We start from the raw sequence: 13,766 nt of genomic DNA, 5'->3' as shown, positions 1-13,766 counted from the left end.
GTTTGTCGTTTTCGAGAGGCGTTTCCTTAACGCTCACTTATCATACCGCACTCCTCATCAACTGTCAACTACTTTTTGTATCTTTTTTAAAGAAATTTAGATGACAGATGAAGGGAGAAAAAAAGAGCGAACACGTTCTTTCGCTCTTTGTCTTTCATCATTATTTTGAAAGCTTGCTTGCCGCTTCCTTGTCGATAAACACGACAACATCGTCATGATTTTGAAGAATGGAAGCCGGGCATGCTGGATCCACAGCGCCTTCCACCATGGCTTTTACCGCGTCCGCTTTGTTGGCTCCGTTAGCCACCAGCAGGATTTTCTTCGCTTTCATGATCGTTCCGATTCCTTGCGTAATCGCTTGCGTCGGCACTTTGTTGATGTCGTTATCGAAGAAACGCGCGTTCGCTTCCCGTGTATTTTCCGTCAAATCCACGATATGTGTCGGTTCGTCGAATGGAGTGCCCGGTTCGTTGAAACCGATATGTCCGTTTTGACCAATTCCAAGCACCTGGATGTCGACACCATTGACCGCGTCCTCGTATTTTTCGCAATCTTCTTTCGTATTGCCGTAAGGAACATGCGTGTTCGCCGGATCAATGTCGATACCCGAGAACAAATTTTCGTTCATGAACGTGTAATACGATTGCAGATCGTTGCGGTCGATTCCCACATACTCGTCCAGATTATACGTTACGACGTCTTTATAGCTCGTTCCGTTTTCCTTATGATCTTTGATCATGTCCTGATACATGCCGACTGGCGACGATCCGGTTGCCAGACCTAATACGGAGGCCGGTTTTTCAACGACTTGTTCCTTGATCACTTCGAACGCCTTGTTCGAAAGATCATCATAATTTTCACACACTACAACTTTCATATTTTGCTTACTCCTTCGTTGGTATAGTCATTATATCATTCATACTCCGGTAAAGCCACCGCTGAAAGCGGTTTTTACACGATAAGCCTGTCTTTTTCGCTTATTGGTATAGACCAAGCGGTCTAAATTGGAGAAGCTCGCGACCTCTCCTGTCTCTTTAGTCGCTCAAGTCCTCCCCGTTGCTGGCAATGACTTTTTTATACCAGTAGAACGAGTCTTTCCGGTAACGGTTCAAAGTGCCTAAATCAAACTCGTCACGATCCACATAAATGAATCCATACCGCTTTTTCATCCCCTCGTGCGTGGAAATCAAGTCGATCGCGCTCCAAGGATTGTAGCCCAGCATTTGCGCGCCATCCGTGATGGCTTCCTGGATTTGCGCGATATGCTGGCGCAAGTATTCGATTCGATACGGATCGTGGACCTTTCCGTCCTCTGTCAGCGTGTCGTAGGCGCCCAATCCGTTTTCCGTGACAAGCAGCGGCAAATGGTAGCGCGAATCCATCTCGCGAATCGTCGCGCGGAAGCCAACCGGGTCGATTTCCCAGCCAAATTCCGTCGTCACCAGATTTGGATTCCGGAATCCTTTGTACATTCCCGCCTCGATGCTTCCGCTTTGCTGGTCCGCCACCGCGTCCGCCAAAACTTCCTCATCCGAGGCGGCTTCCACCGTCGCGGTGTTGTAGTAGTTGAAGCCGATGAAATCCGGATGCGCGTTTTTCATCGCCTCCTCGTCACCAGGCGCAAACGTCGGCGTCGCGTCGTTTTCTTCCAAATAGCTCCATACGATCGCGTTGTAAATGCCGTAAACCGCCATATCCAGATACAGCCAGTTTCGAATCGCGTTGAAGTTTTGCGCCGCGATCACGTCCTCCGGCTTGCATGTGGCCGGATACACTAGCGAGATGTTTGGCGCCGGTCCGATCTTGGCTTCCGGCAGCATCTGGTGGCAAAGCACCATCGCTTTCGCCTGCGCGACAAGCATGTGGTGGTTTTGCTGGTACACTTCCTTTAAAACGTTCGTGCAGCCTTCCGGAATCATCAAAGTCCCGATCACCGGACCAACCAAAGTAAGCATGTTTTGCTCGTTGATCGTCAGCCAGTACTTGACGCGGTCCCCGAAGTTTTCAAACAGTACCCGGGCGAAGTCGACAAACCATTGCACCGAATCCGGGTTGCCCCAGCTTCCGCGCTCGTCCAGCGCCGCCGGCATGTCGAAATGGAACATCGTCACGATCGGCTCGATGCCGTACTTCAAGCACTCGTCGATCAGTTCGTTGTAAAAGTCGATTCCCTTCTGGTTGATTTCGCCGGTTCCCTTTGGCAGGATCCGCGTCCAGGCGATCGAGAACCGGTACGATTTGAATCCCATTTCCGCCATCAGGGCGACGTCCTCTTTCATGTGATGGTAATGATCCGCGCAAACCGTCAAATCCGACGTGCCTTCCGGCACTTCCTTCACGTCCTGGCATGAAGGGCCTTTGCCGTCTTCCAGATTCGCTCCTTCGACCTGATACGCCGAAGTCGAGGCGCCCCAGAAAAAGTTTTCCGGAAACGGCTTTCGTGTTTTATGTTTCATCAATCAATTTCCTTTCCTGTTTTCTACTTTAAAACGTCCAGAGATTCCGCTTTCATGCCCGGCACTTTTTTGATTTCCAGTTCCACGCCGTCTTTTTCCATTTGGCGGAACGCGTTCAAATCTTCCTCGTTCACCGCTACGCCCGGCGCGATCAAATGCTTGCCTTCCTTCATATCCATATTTCCGATATTGACTTTCTTGATCGGGATCCCGCCCTCGATCAGCTTCAGCGTGTCTTCCGGATTCGCGACCAGAATCATGATCTTCTGATCCTCATCCGCCTTCGCCAGCGTGTAAATGGCCTCGTCCACCGTCACATAGCGTGTTTGCGCGTAAGCCGGCGCGGCCATGTTCATCAGTTCCTGCTGCATTTCGTCCCCAGCTACTTCGTCATTGACAACAAGCATCCAATCTGGTTTCAGTTCCGTGCACCATTGCGAAACGACTTGTCCATGAATCAGGCGGTCGTCGATTCGCGTTAATAAAATATTCGACATTGTCCTGTCTCCCTTCTAATGATAGCGCTTATAAATTAGCTGTTTTTATTATACACGATTCCAAACGGTTTTTCCCTTTACACTATTTAACGATGCGTTTATACTTTTTAATATAAGATATATACGAGTGGTGACATTTATGCAAAAAAGAACAACGAACTATTTTTTTAAAAAATATGGAGACGTCTATTACCGCATGCCGGAAGCGGCGGAAAGTCTGAACGACTCGACGCTCACTTTGCGAGCGAAAAAATTCGATCGGATGTTTTACTCGTCCTCCGATATTTATATCGCGAACGAGGAAGGCATCTCGATGCTGTTCGTCTCCCAGGACGGCGAGAACTTCGAACAGTTCATTATGCATCGAATCGTCCGGATCGACCCAAATGTGTATTTTAACATTGTCCCGATTTCCTCGAAGTCCACGATCAATTTGCGCTATAACGAGGAAACGTTCAGGCAAAAAATGATCGCGGAGCCTATTACCTTTAAGCCAATCGTCCCGCACCTGCAAATCGAGGAGATTTTATCCGCGAGCTTCCACGTCCGCAAAGCGAACTACCACGGCAAAGGGCATGTCGACGATTTCTTCGAACTCATTTATATCGACCACGGGCGAATCCACCTTTTAGTCGACAACAAAGAGTGCGTGCTCAGCGACTACGACACCCTGGTCGTCTATCCGGGACAAAACCACGTATTGTACACGACGGAACAAGACTCCTGCTCCTATTTGGTCATCGACTTCCAAATGAGCGAGTATTTTTCCCAGTCGCTTAAAGACCAGGTTTTCCGGACCGACAAGCGCATTTACAAAATCCTGTCCCGCTTTATGACCTCTTTGGAAAAAAACACCGAGCTGGACGACGATCTGGCGATCATTTATTTGAAAGAGGCGCTGCTTTTGCTGCATCAAAACCGGAGCGAAGACCAGCTGGACGACCCGATGCACGAGAACTTTGAAAACACGCTGCTGAACGAGATTCTCGTGTACATCCACAACAACTTGTACAGTCCGCTGGCGGTCGAGGACTTGTGCGAGCGCTTCACGATTTCGCGCTCCACGATCCAAAACTTGTTTCGAAGCCATATCCACACGACCCCGAAACAATACATTTCGGATTTAAAGCTCAACGAGGCGAAAAAGATGATTCTCGAACACAAGTACACGATTTCGGAAATTTCCACCAAGCTTGGATTCACGAGCATCCACTACTTTTCCCGCAAATTCAAAGAGCACTTCCAAATGTCTCCGACCGAGTTTGCCAAAAGCTCCTATACGAAAAAAGTCCGCCACGATCCTTCGTGACGGCTTTTTTTCTCGTTTCACTTTTTTTTCCGAAGCTTAAAATGCCCGATGGCGCTTCTGCCTGTTTCTGCGGCCTGTTCCGCCAGTCCAACGACATCGTCGTTGAATTTCCGGGCGGTTTCCATCTCAACAAGCATCCCCAGATTGCACCCGGCCACGACTTCGACCTTTCCGGTCGGCACGCCGATGCGAACGGCGCTTTTGAAAGGCGATCCGCCAATCAGATCCGCCAACACGAGCACACAATCACACGCATCCAGCAAAGACGCCAGCGCTTGGGACAGCTTCTCCTCCAGACGTCCAACCGAGTCGTCCGCCTCGAAATCCACAAATTCGACCCACTTTGCCGGCCCGGCGATGACTTCCATGGCGCTCACCATGCCGCTGCCAAACCGGCCGTGTCCTGTCACGAGCAATCCAATCATCGCGCGCTCCTTAGTCGCACAGCTCGATCGAATAGCCCGTCTTGAACGTTTCGCCTGGCTGCAAGATCAACGTTCCTTCCCGCGCGTAAAAATCGTCGCACGACATGTCGAAATCCGCGTGCCCGTACCAAGGCTCGATGCAAAGGAAATGACTGCGCGACGGATGCGACCACAGCGCCAAAAACGGAAAGCCCGGAAAGCGCATCGTCAGCCGCGGCTCGCCCGCATGCTCAAGCGTCACGCTCGTGGACGTGTAGTCCTTGTATACGATCGTGGCGTATTTTTCGATTTCGTCCCGGTCCAGCTTCCACGTGTCCAGATGCACGTCCTGTTCGCGGGCCGGCACGTGCAAGTCGTCGCTAAACACGATTTGCCGCGCGTCCTCCTCGTTTTCAAAACGAATCGAATACTCTTCAAACGTTTCCCCCTCGTATTGCGGCACCCGGAACGCGGGATGGAGTCCGAAGGAAAACGGCATGTCTTCCGCTCCCGTGTTTTTGATCGTGTAGTCGATGCGGACGGTGCCGCCATCAAGATGGTACTCGATTTCGTATTCGAAGTCGAAAGGATATTGTTTTCTCGTTTCCTCGTCGCTTGTGTACGTGAAGGCGACCGAGTCCGGCGTCTGCCGTCCTTCCAGCGTCGCGTAGCGAATCAAGCCGTGGTTTTTCATCGAGTATTCGCGTCCGGCGATCGTGTAGGTTTTTTTATACGTCGAGCCAATGATAGGAAACAGCGATGGATTCGAACCGCTCCACCCTTCATCGCCTTGATAAATTACTTCTAAGTTTTTTTTCTTGTCGATCAGATGCAGCATTTCGCCGCCTTTGGGGGTGCATTCCAGCTTGATCCGATCGTTTTCCAGTCCGTACGTCATGTTGACTCCTCCCTTTCCTTTTTGGTTTTCGGTTTTGTTCTCTTTCATTCTAGCTTCTTTGCCCGAAAAAGAAAAGGTCACCACGTGACCTATTCAATAAACGCTTTGATTTCCTCGATTCGCGCTTTCGTTTCATCGTATCCAAGCTGGAACCACGGCTTGAGCTTTTTCGGATCGGTCGTGTAGCGCGTGACGCCCAGATCCTTATGCGGCCGCAGGACAAGCGCCTTTCCTTCTTTTTCCAGTTCGGCGATGTGATCCCATTGTTCCTGATACCGTTCGTGGCGATGGCGCAAGTCGTCGACGATTTGCGGATCCTTATACACCATTTTCGTCAGCCAAAGCTGGTAGCCCGGCGCTTTTTTGCGGACGTAGCCTTCCTCCTTGGTCGAGATAATGATATGACGTTCGCATCCGTGCTTTTCGGCCTGGCGGATGCTGATCATATCCACCAGCCCGGCGTCGAAATATTTTTTCCCCTGAAACTGGTACGGCTTGGTGAGCAGCAGCAGCGCGCAGCTCGCCTTGATCAACGTCATGGACGGATCGACGTAGCTTTTGTCGAAATACTCGATCGTATGCTCTTCCATGTTGTACAAGCCCGTATCCATCGCGGTGGAGCTGCCATAAAACGCCTTGAAATCCAGCGGCGTTTCCTTTTGGATAAAGTTGTTGGTGCTCTCGATCCCGAAAATGCTCCCTTCCTTTAACCAGGCGGAAAGTCCGACCGCCCCTTTCTGGCTTGGCGCCTCGATCCCTGTCACTTCCAGACGGCGGATCTGGCGGGACACGTACGGAAGCAGCACTTCCGCGCCGGCCGAAATCCCCACGCAATACGGAACGAGGATGCCTTCTTCCAAAAAGCATTTGAGAACGCCCGCCGTATAGGCGATCTTCGTTCCTCCCCCTTCCGCAACGATTGAAACGTTTTTCATGCGAATGTTACACTTCCTTCCATGTTCGCACGACGTGGCTTTCCCGGGCCGCCTGCGCGACCGCCTCGCTCACGGCCGGAACGACCCGCTCGTCCAGCGCCGACACGATAATATATTCCGGCGAAAGCTCCTCGTCGCCAACGAGACCGGCAATCGCCTTGACGGCCGCGATCTTCATCGCGTCGTTGATCTCGGTCGCCTGCGCGTCCAGCGCCCCCTTGAAAATGCCCGGGAACGCCAGCACGTTGTTGATTTGATTCGGGTAGTCGCTTCGGCCTGTCCCGATGACTTCGGCCCCTGCCTCCAGCGCGTCGGCCCGCTCGATTTCCGGCACCGGATTGGCCATCGCGAACACGATCGGATCCGGCGCCATGGAACGAATCATGTCCTGGCTGACAATGTGCGGCGCGCTGACGCCAATCAAGACGTCGGCATCTTTGAGCGCGTCGGCCAGCGTTCCCTGCCGGCCGGTCAAGTTGACCCGGTCGATCAGCTTGCGCTGACCCGATGTCAACTCCATGTCCGGACGCAAAATGCCTTGCCGGTCCACGAGAATTACGTTGCCCAGTCCCATATCGAGAATCAAGGTCGCGATCGCGATGCCCGCGCTTCCGGCTCCGTTGACCACGATGACCGGCTCCTTTTTTTTCGTCAGGCGCAGCGCGTTGAGCAGCGCGGAGCAAACAACGATCGCCGTTCCGTGCTGGTCGTCGTGAAACACCGGAATGTTCATGATTTTTTTCAGCCGCTCTTCGACTTCAAAGCAGCGCGGCGCGGCGATGTCTTCCAAATTGATGCCGCCAAAGCTTGGTTCGAGCGCCGCGATGATTTGCACGAGCTCGTCGACGTTTTGCGTATTCAGGCAAAGCGGAACGGCGTCGATCCCGCCCAGCGCCTTGAAGAGGACGCATTTTCCTTCCATGACGGGCATACCGGCTTCCGGTCCGATGTTACCAAGTCCAAGCACGGCCGAGCCATCGCTGATGACCGCCACCGTGTTGCCTTTGCCCGTGTAGGTGTATACCTGCTTCGGGTCGTCTTTGATGGCCAGGCATGGCGCGGCGACACCGGGCGTGTAGGCGATGGAAAGATCGTCGTGGCTGGCGATATCCATCTTGTTGACGACTTCCAGCTTTCCTTTCCATTCCTTGTGTTTTTTCAATGCTTCTTTTGCGTAATCCATCTTACTCTCCCTCAACGATATCGCGGACGATGCGAACCATCCGGTCCATTTGCTGGACGCTCGCGAACTCGAAACGCCCGTGATGATTGTACGATCCGGTGCCCAGGTTTGGACAAATCAGCCCCCGCTGCGTCAGCATGGCGCCGTCCGTTCCTCCGCGGACCGCGATCGAAACCGGTTCCAGCCCGGCTTTCTCAATGGCTTTTCGCGCCCGTTCGACGGCGCGCATATCGCCTTTCATGTAGTCTTTCATATTGGCGTACTGACGACGAACCGCCACCTCGATTCGATCGCCGTACTTTTCATTGAGCGTGTCGCGCACGCGCTCGATCGTTTCGATTTGTTTTTCGAACTTTTCCGCGTCGTGCTCGCGCAAAATGTACGTCAACGTCGCGCTTTCGCACTCGCCCTCCATGGAAACGAGATGGTAAAACCCTTCCCGGCCTTCGGTTTTGGCCGGTGTCTGGTCTTCGGGCAGCATGGAGGCGAACTCGACCGCCAGCAGGGCGGCGTTCACCATCCGGTCTTTTGCGTCGCCGGGATGGATCGAGGTGCCCTGTATGGAAACCGTCGCCTGGGCGGCGTTGAACGTTTCGTAGTCGACCGCGTCGATTCGATCGCCATCCACCGTGTAGGCGTACTCGACCGGAAAGAGCGACAAATCAAAATGGTCCACGCCACGCCCGATTTCCTCGTCGGGTGTAAACGCGACCGCGATTCGCCCGTGCGGCGCGTCGTCGCGGATGATTTCTTCAAGCGCCTGCATAATGATGGCGATGCCCGCCTTGTCGTCGGCGCCTAGCAGCGTCGTCCCGTCCGTCACGATCAAATCATCGCCAACGACTTTTTTCAAAGCCGGAAACGTCGCGGGATCCATCGCGTACTGCTCATTGAGCGCGATGACGCCGCCATCGTAGCGTTCGACGCGGCGCGCCTTGACGTTGGCGCCGCTCAATTCGGAAGCGGTGTCCATGTGGGCGACAAAACCGATGGGCGTGCGCGGCTCGCTCGTGTTGGCCTCCAGCGTCGCGTAGACGGTTCCGTCTTTTTCCCTCACCTCGTCCATTCCAAGCGCCTGGCATTCCTTGACAAGCGCGCGGGCGAGCTTTCGTTGTTTTTCAGTGCTTGGCGTCGTTTCACTGTTTTCGTCTGACTGCGTGTCAAACGTGACATAGTTCAAAAGTTTATCAGCGGCTGACATGTTGCATCCTCCCTTGTTTTAAATGAGTTCTTTGGAAAGTCCCGGCACGATTTGTTTTTTGCGGGACACGAAGCCCTGGCGTTCGAATTCGTCAATGGCCGGCGCCAGCAGGCCGGAAAGCTTTCCGGTATACAGGAAGCGGGAGCCTTTGCCTTCGACATTCGTGAAAACCATCAGGAACAAGTCCATGTGCCGCGACTTGTTTTGCTCCTTCATGAACTCGATGAAGTCGTCCTTGATCTCGTCGACGACGGAGAAATCGAAAATGAACACCTGGGACACGCAGACGTGGTAGCCGTTGAGAATGTACTCCTTGGTGTCGTTGTTCAAAATCGACTCGAACTCCTTGCCTTTGATCGTCGCGGTGTTTTCAAACAAGTCTTTCGCCATCGCGTCCAGATCGAGGTCGTATTCCTCGGCGATGCGTTTGGCCAGCATCCGGTCGATGGGCGTGCACGTTGGCGAGTTAAAGTTCATCGTATCGGAAATCATGGCGTATGTCACAAGCTTCGCCACTTTTTCCGACATCTTGATGCGGTACTCGTCGTACATCATCGCGATGATCGTGTTCGAGCTGCCGACGATCATGTTGCGGAACACGATCGGCCGGTCGGTTTCGATGTCCCCGATGCGGTGATGGTCGACAATTTCGATGATTTCCCCATGCTCGATGTCGTTGATCGTCTGCTTCTTTTCGTTGTGGTCGACTAAAATAAACTGCTTCCGGCTGCTTTTGAGCAGATGGTAGCGCGCGACCGATCCAATCAGCTTTCCTTGCTGCACGACCGGATACGAAGAGTGGCGCGTTTTCAGCATTTCCCGCTCGACGTCTTCCAAATACTCGTTTTTATTGAACTGGATCATGTTTTTGGCCGGCGTCATGATGAGCGAAACCGGAATCGCCCGGTACACCATCTGGATGATTTTCATAATATTATACGGGGTGTTGATTAGCGTCACGCCCATCTGCCGCGCCATCTCGATAATGTAGTCGTTGGGAACGAAATTCTCGGCAATCAGGATCATGGCGCATCCTTTGGCCATGCTTTTGATCATCGAGTCCTCGTGGTCGTTGAGCACCATGATGGCGCCCTTTAAATCCCGGTCCATAAGTTTTTTGTCCGCGATGCGCACTTCGCCGTTCAGTGGTTTGTTTCCTTCCAGCAGGATTTTCCCTTTCAGCGCTTTTTGGAAGTTTTCAATCGGCGTTTCCTTAAGCAGTTCCCGGGTGATGTTTAAATCCTGCATCTGGATTTTTGAAATGTCGCCCAAGGTGACCAGCCCCTTGTACTCGTCGTTTTCATCTATGATATAAAGCGTTTTCGCGTTGTTTTCAATGAGCACGTCCCAGCCCGTGCGCAGCGTGTCGTGGGTGCCGACCGTGTACGCCTCGTCGATTTCAATTTCCGACAAGGTGGATTTCGCGGTCGAAATGTGGATTGGCGGCGTCACGCCGACTTTGTTCAATATATATTCTGTTTCCGGATTCAAATGGCCGATCCGTGCCGGAATCGCGTTGATGCCCTGCGCTTGTTTCAGCTTTGCCAGCGCGATGGCTCCGCAAATCGAATCGGTATCCGGATTTTTATGCCCGATGACATAAATCGGTTGTTGCATGTGTTCTTCCTCCGTTTTTCTTTCCTGAACATTATACCATGATTATTTTCACGCCAAGAAAAAAAGAGAGGGGTTTCCTCTCTTATTCGTTGACTGCGTCTTTCAAACCTTTGCTCGCTTTGAATTTGACCGATTTCGAAGCCGCGATCTGGATTTGCTCCTTCGTTGCCGGATTGATACCTGTCCGCGCAGCTCGTTCACTGATCGTGAATTTACCGAAGCCCTTAATATCCACGGTTCCTTCCCCAATCAATGTTTCCGCCATCTGGTCAAAAACATATTGTACATATCTGGCCGCGTCCTTTTTCGAAACGTTCATTTCCTGGGCAAATTTGTCCGCCAGATCCTTTTTCGTGAGCATTAAAGCCATTGTCTACTTCCTCCTTAGATAAAGATCCCACTTATCATAGCATTGTTTATACCTCGATTCAATGATGGATGCCCGTAAAGATACTCGCCAAAACCCCCGTTTTTTCAGCGTCCATCCTCCGGCAAATCCTTCGCAAACACCACGGTTTGCGCCCAGAAGCCGGGCTCATCCAGCCTTCGATAGCCGCAATGTTCGTAAAACCGGTGGTTGCGCGTCGAGTAGTCCGGCGTTTCCAGACGGATCAGACGGCAGCCGGCCGCTTCCGATTCCAGCGCGGCCATCGCCTGCCGTCCAAAACCGAAGCCATGAAGCGAAGGGTCGACAAACAAGATATCGCCAACGCACACGTCGCCTTCCTTTCGATAAACCAGGGCGCCAATCCGTCGGGAACCTTGCCAGAGCGTCCGGCAAAAAGCGTCCGGATCAGCAAGAAAACCACGCAGCAGCCGGCCGTCGTCATAGCCTTCGGGGCCGTCCTCCATTAAATCGGTGTGCCGTCTTGTATCCTCGTCGAACGCGGCCTTCATGACAGGCGTCAAGGCGTCGACATCCTCGAGGCGCATCGCGCGAATCGAAAACAAAGATTCCGTGTTCATCATCTTCCCTTTCCCGCCAGAGCGAATCCATCCAAAACGATCATGAACAGGCAAATCGCGTTCATCCCCATTCGAAGTCCGGCATCCAGCGATTCCATATTCCATTGAAACAGCCCGGCAAAAAACGGTGTCGCGATCGCGGCAAGAGAGAAAACCAGGTTGCCGATCCATCCCGCCTTGCCTCCTGTGGCGCGATGCAGCCAGTAAAGAACGAGCCAAATCGCGATCAGGAGCGAATACCCCGCTTTCGGTGTCCAGGAAAAGATCATAAAATTCAAAAAAATCATAAAAGGGCAAAGAATCAAAAGGGCATCGCTTACGCCTGTCTTTGCCTTGCCGTTAGGGTTTTGTGATTGCGTTCCCGCGTTTTCTTGCTTCATCCCAGTTTCCGGTTCCATGTAAAAATATGGAACATCCTTTCTTTTTTATTTTAACGGGTTTGTGGAAAAAAGGAAACGAGAAATATTTTATTTTTTCTTTTCTTTTTTTAGAAATCGTTTCCCAAATCGACATCGACCTGTTATAATAGATAACGTTCCAGCAGGAACGCGATCAATGCCGGTATAGTATAATGGCAATACACGTCCATGGTAAGGATGAACTCGTGGTTCAATTCCGCGTACCGGCACCATTTGACGATCCACCCTTTCATCGAAAGGGTTTTTTATTTGTCTGACAGGGAAAATTGATTTTTTGAAAATCGCGAAAAGTTTACCTGGTCTGCGATAAAATAAGACACAGAAAGAAGGAATTTGATGCTTGCTCTCCAACTCGAGATTTTTCTGCTCATCGCTCTAGGCTACGGCTTGTACAAAAAAGGCTTCATCGACGAGCCGATGCGCAAAAAGCTGACCGATCTGACGCTCTCGCTTATTTTGCCATGCGCCATCATCCAGTCGTTTGAACTCGACTTGACGCCCTCGCAACGAAACGCATGCGTCTTTGTTTTTCTCGCCTCGCTTGGCGTGCAGGCGCTGTACATGGTGTGCAACCGGTTTTTATGGAAAGAAGAAAGCGCGAACAAACGGATTTGCCTGCAATACGCCACGCTCGTTTCCAACGCCGGCTTTTTCGGCATGCCCATCGCCCAGGCCGCCTTTGGCGAAATCGGCTTGCTGTTTGCGTCCATCTTTTTGATTCCCCAGCGCGTCGTCATGTGGTCGGCCGGCCTTTCGCTGTTCGCCGGCTCCACGCATTGGAAACAAACCGTTCGGCAGGTGTCCACGCATCCGTGCATTGTCGCCTTGGCGCTTGGCCTGGCCGTGCTCGGCTTGCGAACGATTGGCGTCGAATTGCCCGAGCCTCTTGATTTGACGATTCGCGCCATCGCCGCGTGCAACACGCCAATCTGCATGTTTGTGATTGGCGCCCTGCTCGCCCACGCGAAAAAAAGCGACATCTTCTCCAAAACGATCATGACCTACTCCATGGTGCGCCTTCTCGTTTTGCCAGCTGTCGTGTTTCTGCTTTTCGGGTTTCTCCCTATGGACCCGCTCGTGATGAAAATTTGCGTGCTGGAATCTGCGATGCCGGCCGCCAGCACGACCGCCATGCTCGCCGCCCGCTACGACAAGGAGCCCGCTTTCGCTTCCCAGCTGATTTTCGCCTCCACCGCTTTGTCGCTTTTGACTTTGCCAGCCTGGTCGTGGTTTTTGACGAGCCTGTAAGCGCGAAAGGGCAAAAAACAGAAAAGATCGACTCCGTCCTGGATTCGATCTTCTTTTTTTACCGATTGATGATTTTCCTGAGGATCCGGTCTGTTTTCACATCCGGCAATCCAACGACATTCGTGTACGATCCTTCGATTTTCCGTACGAAATCGCATTCCTGGATTCCGTAAGACCCCGCTTTATCCATGCACTTTCCCGAATCGACATAATCCAAAATCTCCTGTCCTTCCAAATTTCGAAAATGGACATGGGTCGTTTCGCAAAAAGAAATATCCGAATTCGGCAAGCTGATGCACACGCCCGTCTTCACCTCGTGCGCGCGGCCGCTCAAATCCACAAGCACGTCGATCGCGTCCTGTTTGGACGCCGGTTTTCCCAAAATCCTGCCATCCAGCACGACAACCGTGTCCGCCGCGACGATGCAGTCGTCGGGAAACCGCTTGCGCACTTCCTTCGCCTTTTCCACCGCAAGCTCTTCGATCGCGTGATCAATGCCTTCCTCAAGCTCAATTTTTTCATCACTTCCGCTCGGTACCACTTCAAAGCCGTACCCAAGGTTCTCCAAGATTTCCTTCCTTCTCGGAGACTGGCTCGCTAAAATGATTTTCATATGGACTCCTTCAAATCAGA

15 protein-coding genes and 1 tRNA gene are annotated in these 13,766 nt (G+C 52.2%); 3 read left to right on the top strand and 13 right to left on the bottom strand.

The window, feature by feature from the left end; genetic code table 11:
• Positions 1 to 160 precede the first annotated feature (160 nt).
• The 3 genes from nagB to ABNS49_RS07890 all read right to left on the bottom strand — a co-directional run bounded on the left by nagB (position 161) and on the right by ABNS49_RS07890 (position 2,953).
• Positions 161 to 877, bottom strand: a complete 717-nt coding sequence (gene nagB, locus ABNS49_RS07900) for a glucosamine-6-phosphate deaminase (RefSeq protein WP_135979517.1) — start codon at positions 875 to 877, stop codon at positions 161 to 163.
• A gap of 157 nt (positions 878 to 1,034) precedes the next feature.
• On the bottom strand, positions 1,035 to 2,456 hold the full coding sequence (locus ABNS49_RS07895; protein ID WP_135979518.1) for a glycoside hydrolase family 1 protein: 1,422 nt from the start codon (positions 2,454 to 2,456) through the stop codon (positions 1,035 to 1,037).
• 23 nt (positions 2,457 to 2,479) lie between these two features.
• On the bottom strand, positions 2,480 to 2,953 hold the full coding sequence (locus ABNS49_RS07890) for a PTS sugar transporter subunit IIB (protein ID WP_135979519.1): 474 nt from the start codon (positions 2,951 to 2,953) through the stop codon (positions 2,480 to 2,482).
• A gap of 139 nt (positions 2,954 to 3,092) precedes the next feature.
• Here ABNS49_RS07890 and ABNS49_RS07885 point away from each other — a divergent pair, with 139 nt between their 5' ends.
• Complete coding sequence (locus tag ABNS49_RS07885) at positions 3,093 to 4,262, top strand: AraC family transcriptional regulator (protein ID WP_135979520.1); 1,170 nt, start codon at positions 3,093 to 3,095, stop codon at positions 4,260 to 4,262.
• Between the two features lie 17 nt (positions 4,263 to 4,279).
• Here the strand turns inward: ABNS49_RS07885 and ABNS49_RS07880 are convergent, their stop codons facing one another.
• The 9 genes from ABNS49_RS07880 to ABNS49_RS07840 all read right to left on the bottom strand — a co-directional run bounded on the left by ABNS49_RS07880 (position 4,280) and on the right by ABNS49_RS07840 (position 11,846).
• The gene (locus ABNS49_RS07880) at positions 4,280 to 4,687 is read right to left on the bottom strand and encodes a PTS fructose transporter subunit IIA (protein WP_135979521.1); all 408 of its coding nucleotides are present in this window, start codon (positions 4,685 to 4,687) and stop codon (positions 4,280 to 4,282) included.
• Between the two features lie 10 nt (positions 4,688 to 4,697).
• Positions 4,698 to 5,612, bottom strand: a complete 915-nt coding sequence (locus tag ABNS49_RS07875) for an aldose 1-epimerase family protein (protein ID WP_288343325.1) — start codon at positions 5,610 to 5,612, stop codon at positions 4,698 to 4,700.
• A 41-nt stretch (positions 5,613 to 5,653) separates the two neighbouring features.
• Entirely contained in the window at positions 5,654 to 6,499 is an 846-nt protein-coding gene (locus ABNS49_RS07870; protein ID WP_288343323.1) for a patatin family protein, read from the bottom strand.
• 7 nt (positions 6,500 to 6,506) lie between these two features.
• Positions 6,507 to 7,682, bottom strand: a complete 1,176-nt coding sequence (locus tag ABNS49_RS07865; RefSeq protein WP_348688159.1) for a malic enzyme-like NAD(P)-binding protein — start codon at positions 7,680 to 7,682, stop codon at positions 6,507 to 6,509.
• Between the two features lies 1 nt (position 7,683).
• Positions 7,684 to 8,883 carry a peptidase T gene (pepT, locus tag ABNS49_RS07860; RefSeq protein WP_135979524.1) on the bottom strand — a complete coding sequence of 400 codons (1,200 nt, stop codon included), beginning with the start codon at positions 8,881 to 8,883 and terminating at the stop codon, positions 7,684 to 7,686.
• A gap of 18 nt (positions 8,884 to 8,901) precedes the next feature.
• Positions 8,902 to 10,500 carry a putative manganese-dependent inorganic diphosphatase gene (locus ABNS49_RS07855; protein ID WP_135979525.1) on the bottom strand — a complete coding sequence of 533 codons (1,599 nt, stop codon included), beginning with the start codon at positions 10,498 to 10,500 and terminating at the stop codon, positions 8,902 to 8,904.
• A gap of 82 nt (positions 10,501 to 10,582) precedes the next feature.
• A complete protein-coding gene (locus tag ABNS49_RS07850) occupies positions 10,583 to 10,870 on the bottom strand; it encodes an HU family DNA-binding protein (protein ID WP_135979526.1) in 288 nt (95 codons plus the stop codon).
• A 104-nt stretch (positions 10,871 to 10,974) separates the two neighbouring features.
• Positions 10,975 to 11,469, bottom strand: a complete 495-nt coding sequence (locus ABNS49_RS07845; protein ID WP_289647321.1) for a GNAT family N-acetyltransferase — start codon at positions 11,467 to 11,469, stop codon at positions 10,975 to 10,977.
• Positions 11,466 to 11,846 carry a hypothetical protein gene (locus tag ABNS49_RS07840; protein WP_348688158.1) on the bottom strand — a complete coding sequence of 127 codons (381 nt, stop codon included), beginning with the start codon at positions 11,844 to 11,846 and terminating at the stop codon, positions 11,466 to 11,468. The genes ABNS49_RS07845 and ABNS49_RS07840 overlap by 4 nt, the downstream gene beginning before the upstream one ends.
• Positions 11,847 to 12,023: 177 nt before the next feature.
• Here ABNS49_RS07840 and ABNS49_RS07835 point away from each other — a divergent pair.
• A tRNA-Thr gene (locus ABNS49_RS07835) sits at positions 12,024 to 12,097 on the top strand.
• A gap of 124 nt (positions 12,098 to 12,221) precedes the next feature.
• Positions 12,222 to 13,133, top strand: a complete 912-nt coding sequence (locus ABNS49_RS07830) for an AEC family transporter (RefSeq protein WP_348688157.1) — start codon at positions 12,222 to 12,224, stop codon at positions 13,131 to 13,133.
• A 58-nt stretch (positions 13,134 to 13,191) separates the two neighbouring features.
• Here the strand turns inward: ABNS49_RS07830 and ABNS49_RS07825 are convergent, their stop codons facing one another.
• On the bottom strand, positions 13,192 to 13,746 hold the full coding sequence (locus tag ABNS49_RS07825) for a Maf family protein (protein WP_348688156.1): 555 nt from the start codon (positions 13,744 to 13,746) through the stop codon (positions 13,192 to 13,194).
• Positions 13,747 to 13,766 lie beyond the last annotated feature (20 nt).

The organism is uncultured Dubosiella sp. (assembly GCF_964018005.1).
Taxonomy (GTDB): domain Bacteria; phylum Bacillota_I; class Bacilli_A; order Erysipelotrichales; family Erysipelotrichaceae; genus Dubosiella; species Dubosiella muris.
The sequence above is the reverse complement of the archived record's forward strand: the minus strand, read 5'-3'. Positions and strand labels throughout refer to the sequence as shown.

Excerpts from the sequence above, each read along its gene's own strand:
- ABNS49_RS07890 (WP_135979519.1), bottom strand. The coding sequence starts at position 2,953 with ATGTCGAATATTTTATTAACGCGAATCGACGACCGCCTGATTCATGGA.
- ABNS49_RS07880 (WP_135979521.1), bottom strand. The coding sequence starts at position 4,687 with ATGATTGGATTGCTCGTGACAGGACACGGCCGGTTTGGCAGCGGCATG.
- ABNS49_RS07825 (WP_348688156.1), bottom strand. The coding sequence starts at position 13,746 with ATGAAAATCATTTTAGCGAGCCAGTCTCCGAGAAGGAAGGAAATCTTG.
- ABNS49_RS07865 (WP_348688159.1), bottom strand. The coding sequence starts at position 7,682 with ATGGATTACGCAAAAGAAGCATTGAAAAAACACAAGGAATGGAAAGGA.
- nagB (WP_135979517.1), bottom strand. The coding sequence starts at position 877 with ATGAAAGTTGTAGTGTGTGAAAATTATGATGATCTTTCGAACAAGGCG.
- ABNS49_RS07840 (WP_348688158.1), bottom strand. The coding sequence starts at position 11,846 with ATGAAGCAAGAAAACGCGGGAACGCAATCACAAAACCCTAACGGCAAG.
- ABNS49_RS07850 (WP_135979526.1), bottom strand. The coding sequence starts at position 10,870 with ATGGCTTTAATGCTCACGAAAAAGGATCTGGCGGACAAATTTGCCCAG.
- ABNS49_RS07870 (WP_288343323.1), bottom strand. The coding sequence starts at position 6,499 with ATGAAAAACGTTTCAATCGTTGCGGAAGGGGGAGGAACGAAGATCGCC.
- ABNS49_RS07845 (WP_289647321.1), bottom strand. The coding sequence starts at position 11,469 with ATGATGAACACGGAATCTTTGTTTTCGATTCGCGCGATGCGCCTCGAG.
- ABNS49_RS07885 (WP_135979520.1), top strand. The coding sequence starts at position 3,093 with ATGCAAAAAAGAACAACGAACTATTTTTTTAAAAAATATGGAGACGTC.
- ABNS49_RS07855 (WP_135979525.1), bottom strand. The coding sequence starts at position 10,500 with ATGCAACAACCGATTTATGTCATCGGGCATAAAAATCCGGATACCGAT.
- ABNS49_RS07875 (WP_288343325.1), bottom strand. The coding sequence starts at position 5,612 with ATGAAAGAGAACAAAACCGAAAACCAAAAAGGAAAGGGAGGAGTCAAC.
- ABNS49_RS07830 (WP_348688157.1), top strand. The coding sequence starts at position 12,222 with ATGCTTGCTCTCCAACTCGAGATTTTTCTGCTCATCGCTCTAGGCTAC.
- pepT (WP_135979524.1), bottom strand. The coding sequence starts at position 8,883 with ATGTCAGCCGCTGATAAACTTTTGAACTATGTCACGTTTGACACGCAG.
- ABNS49_RS07895 (WP_135979518.1), bottom strand. The coding sequence starts at position 2,456 with ATGAAACATAAAACACGAAAGCCGTTTCCGGAAAACTTTTTCTGGGGC.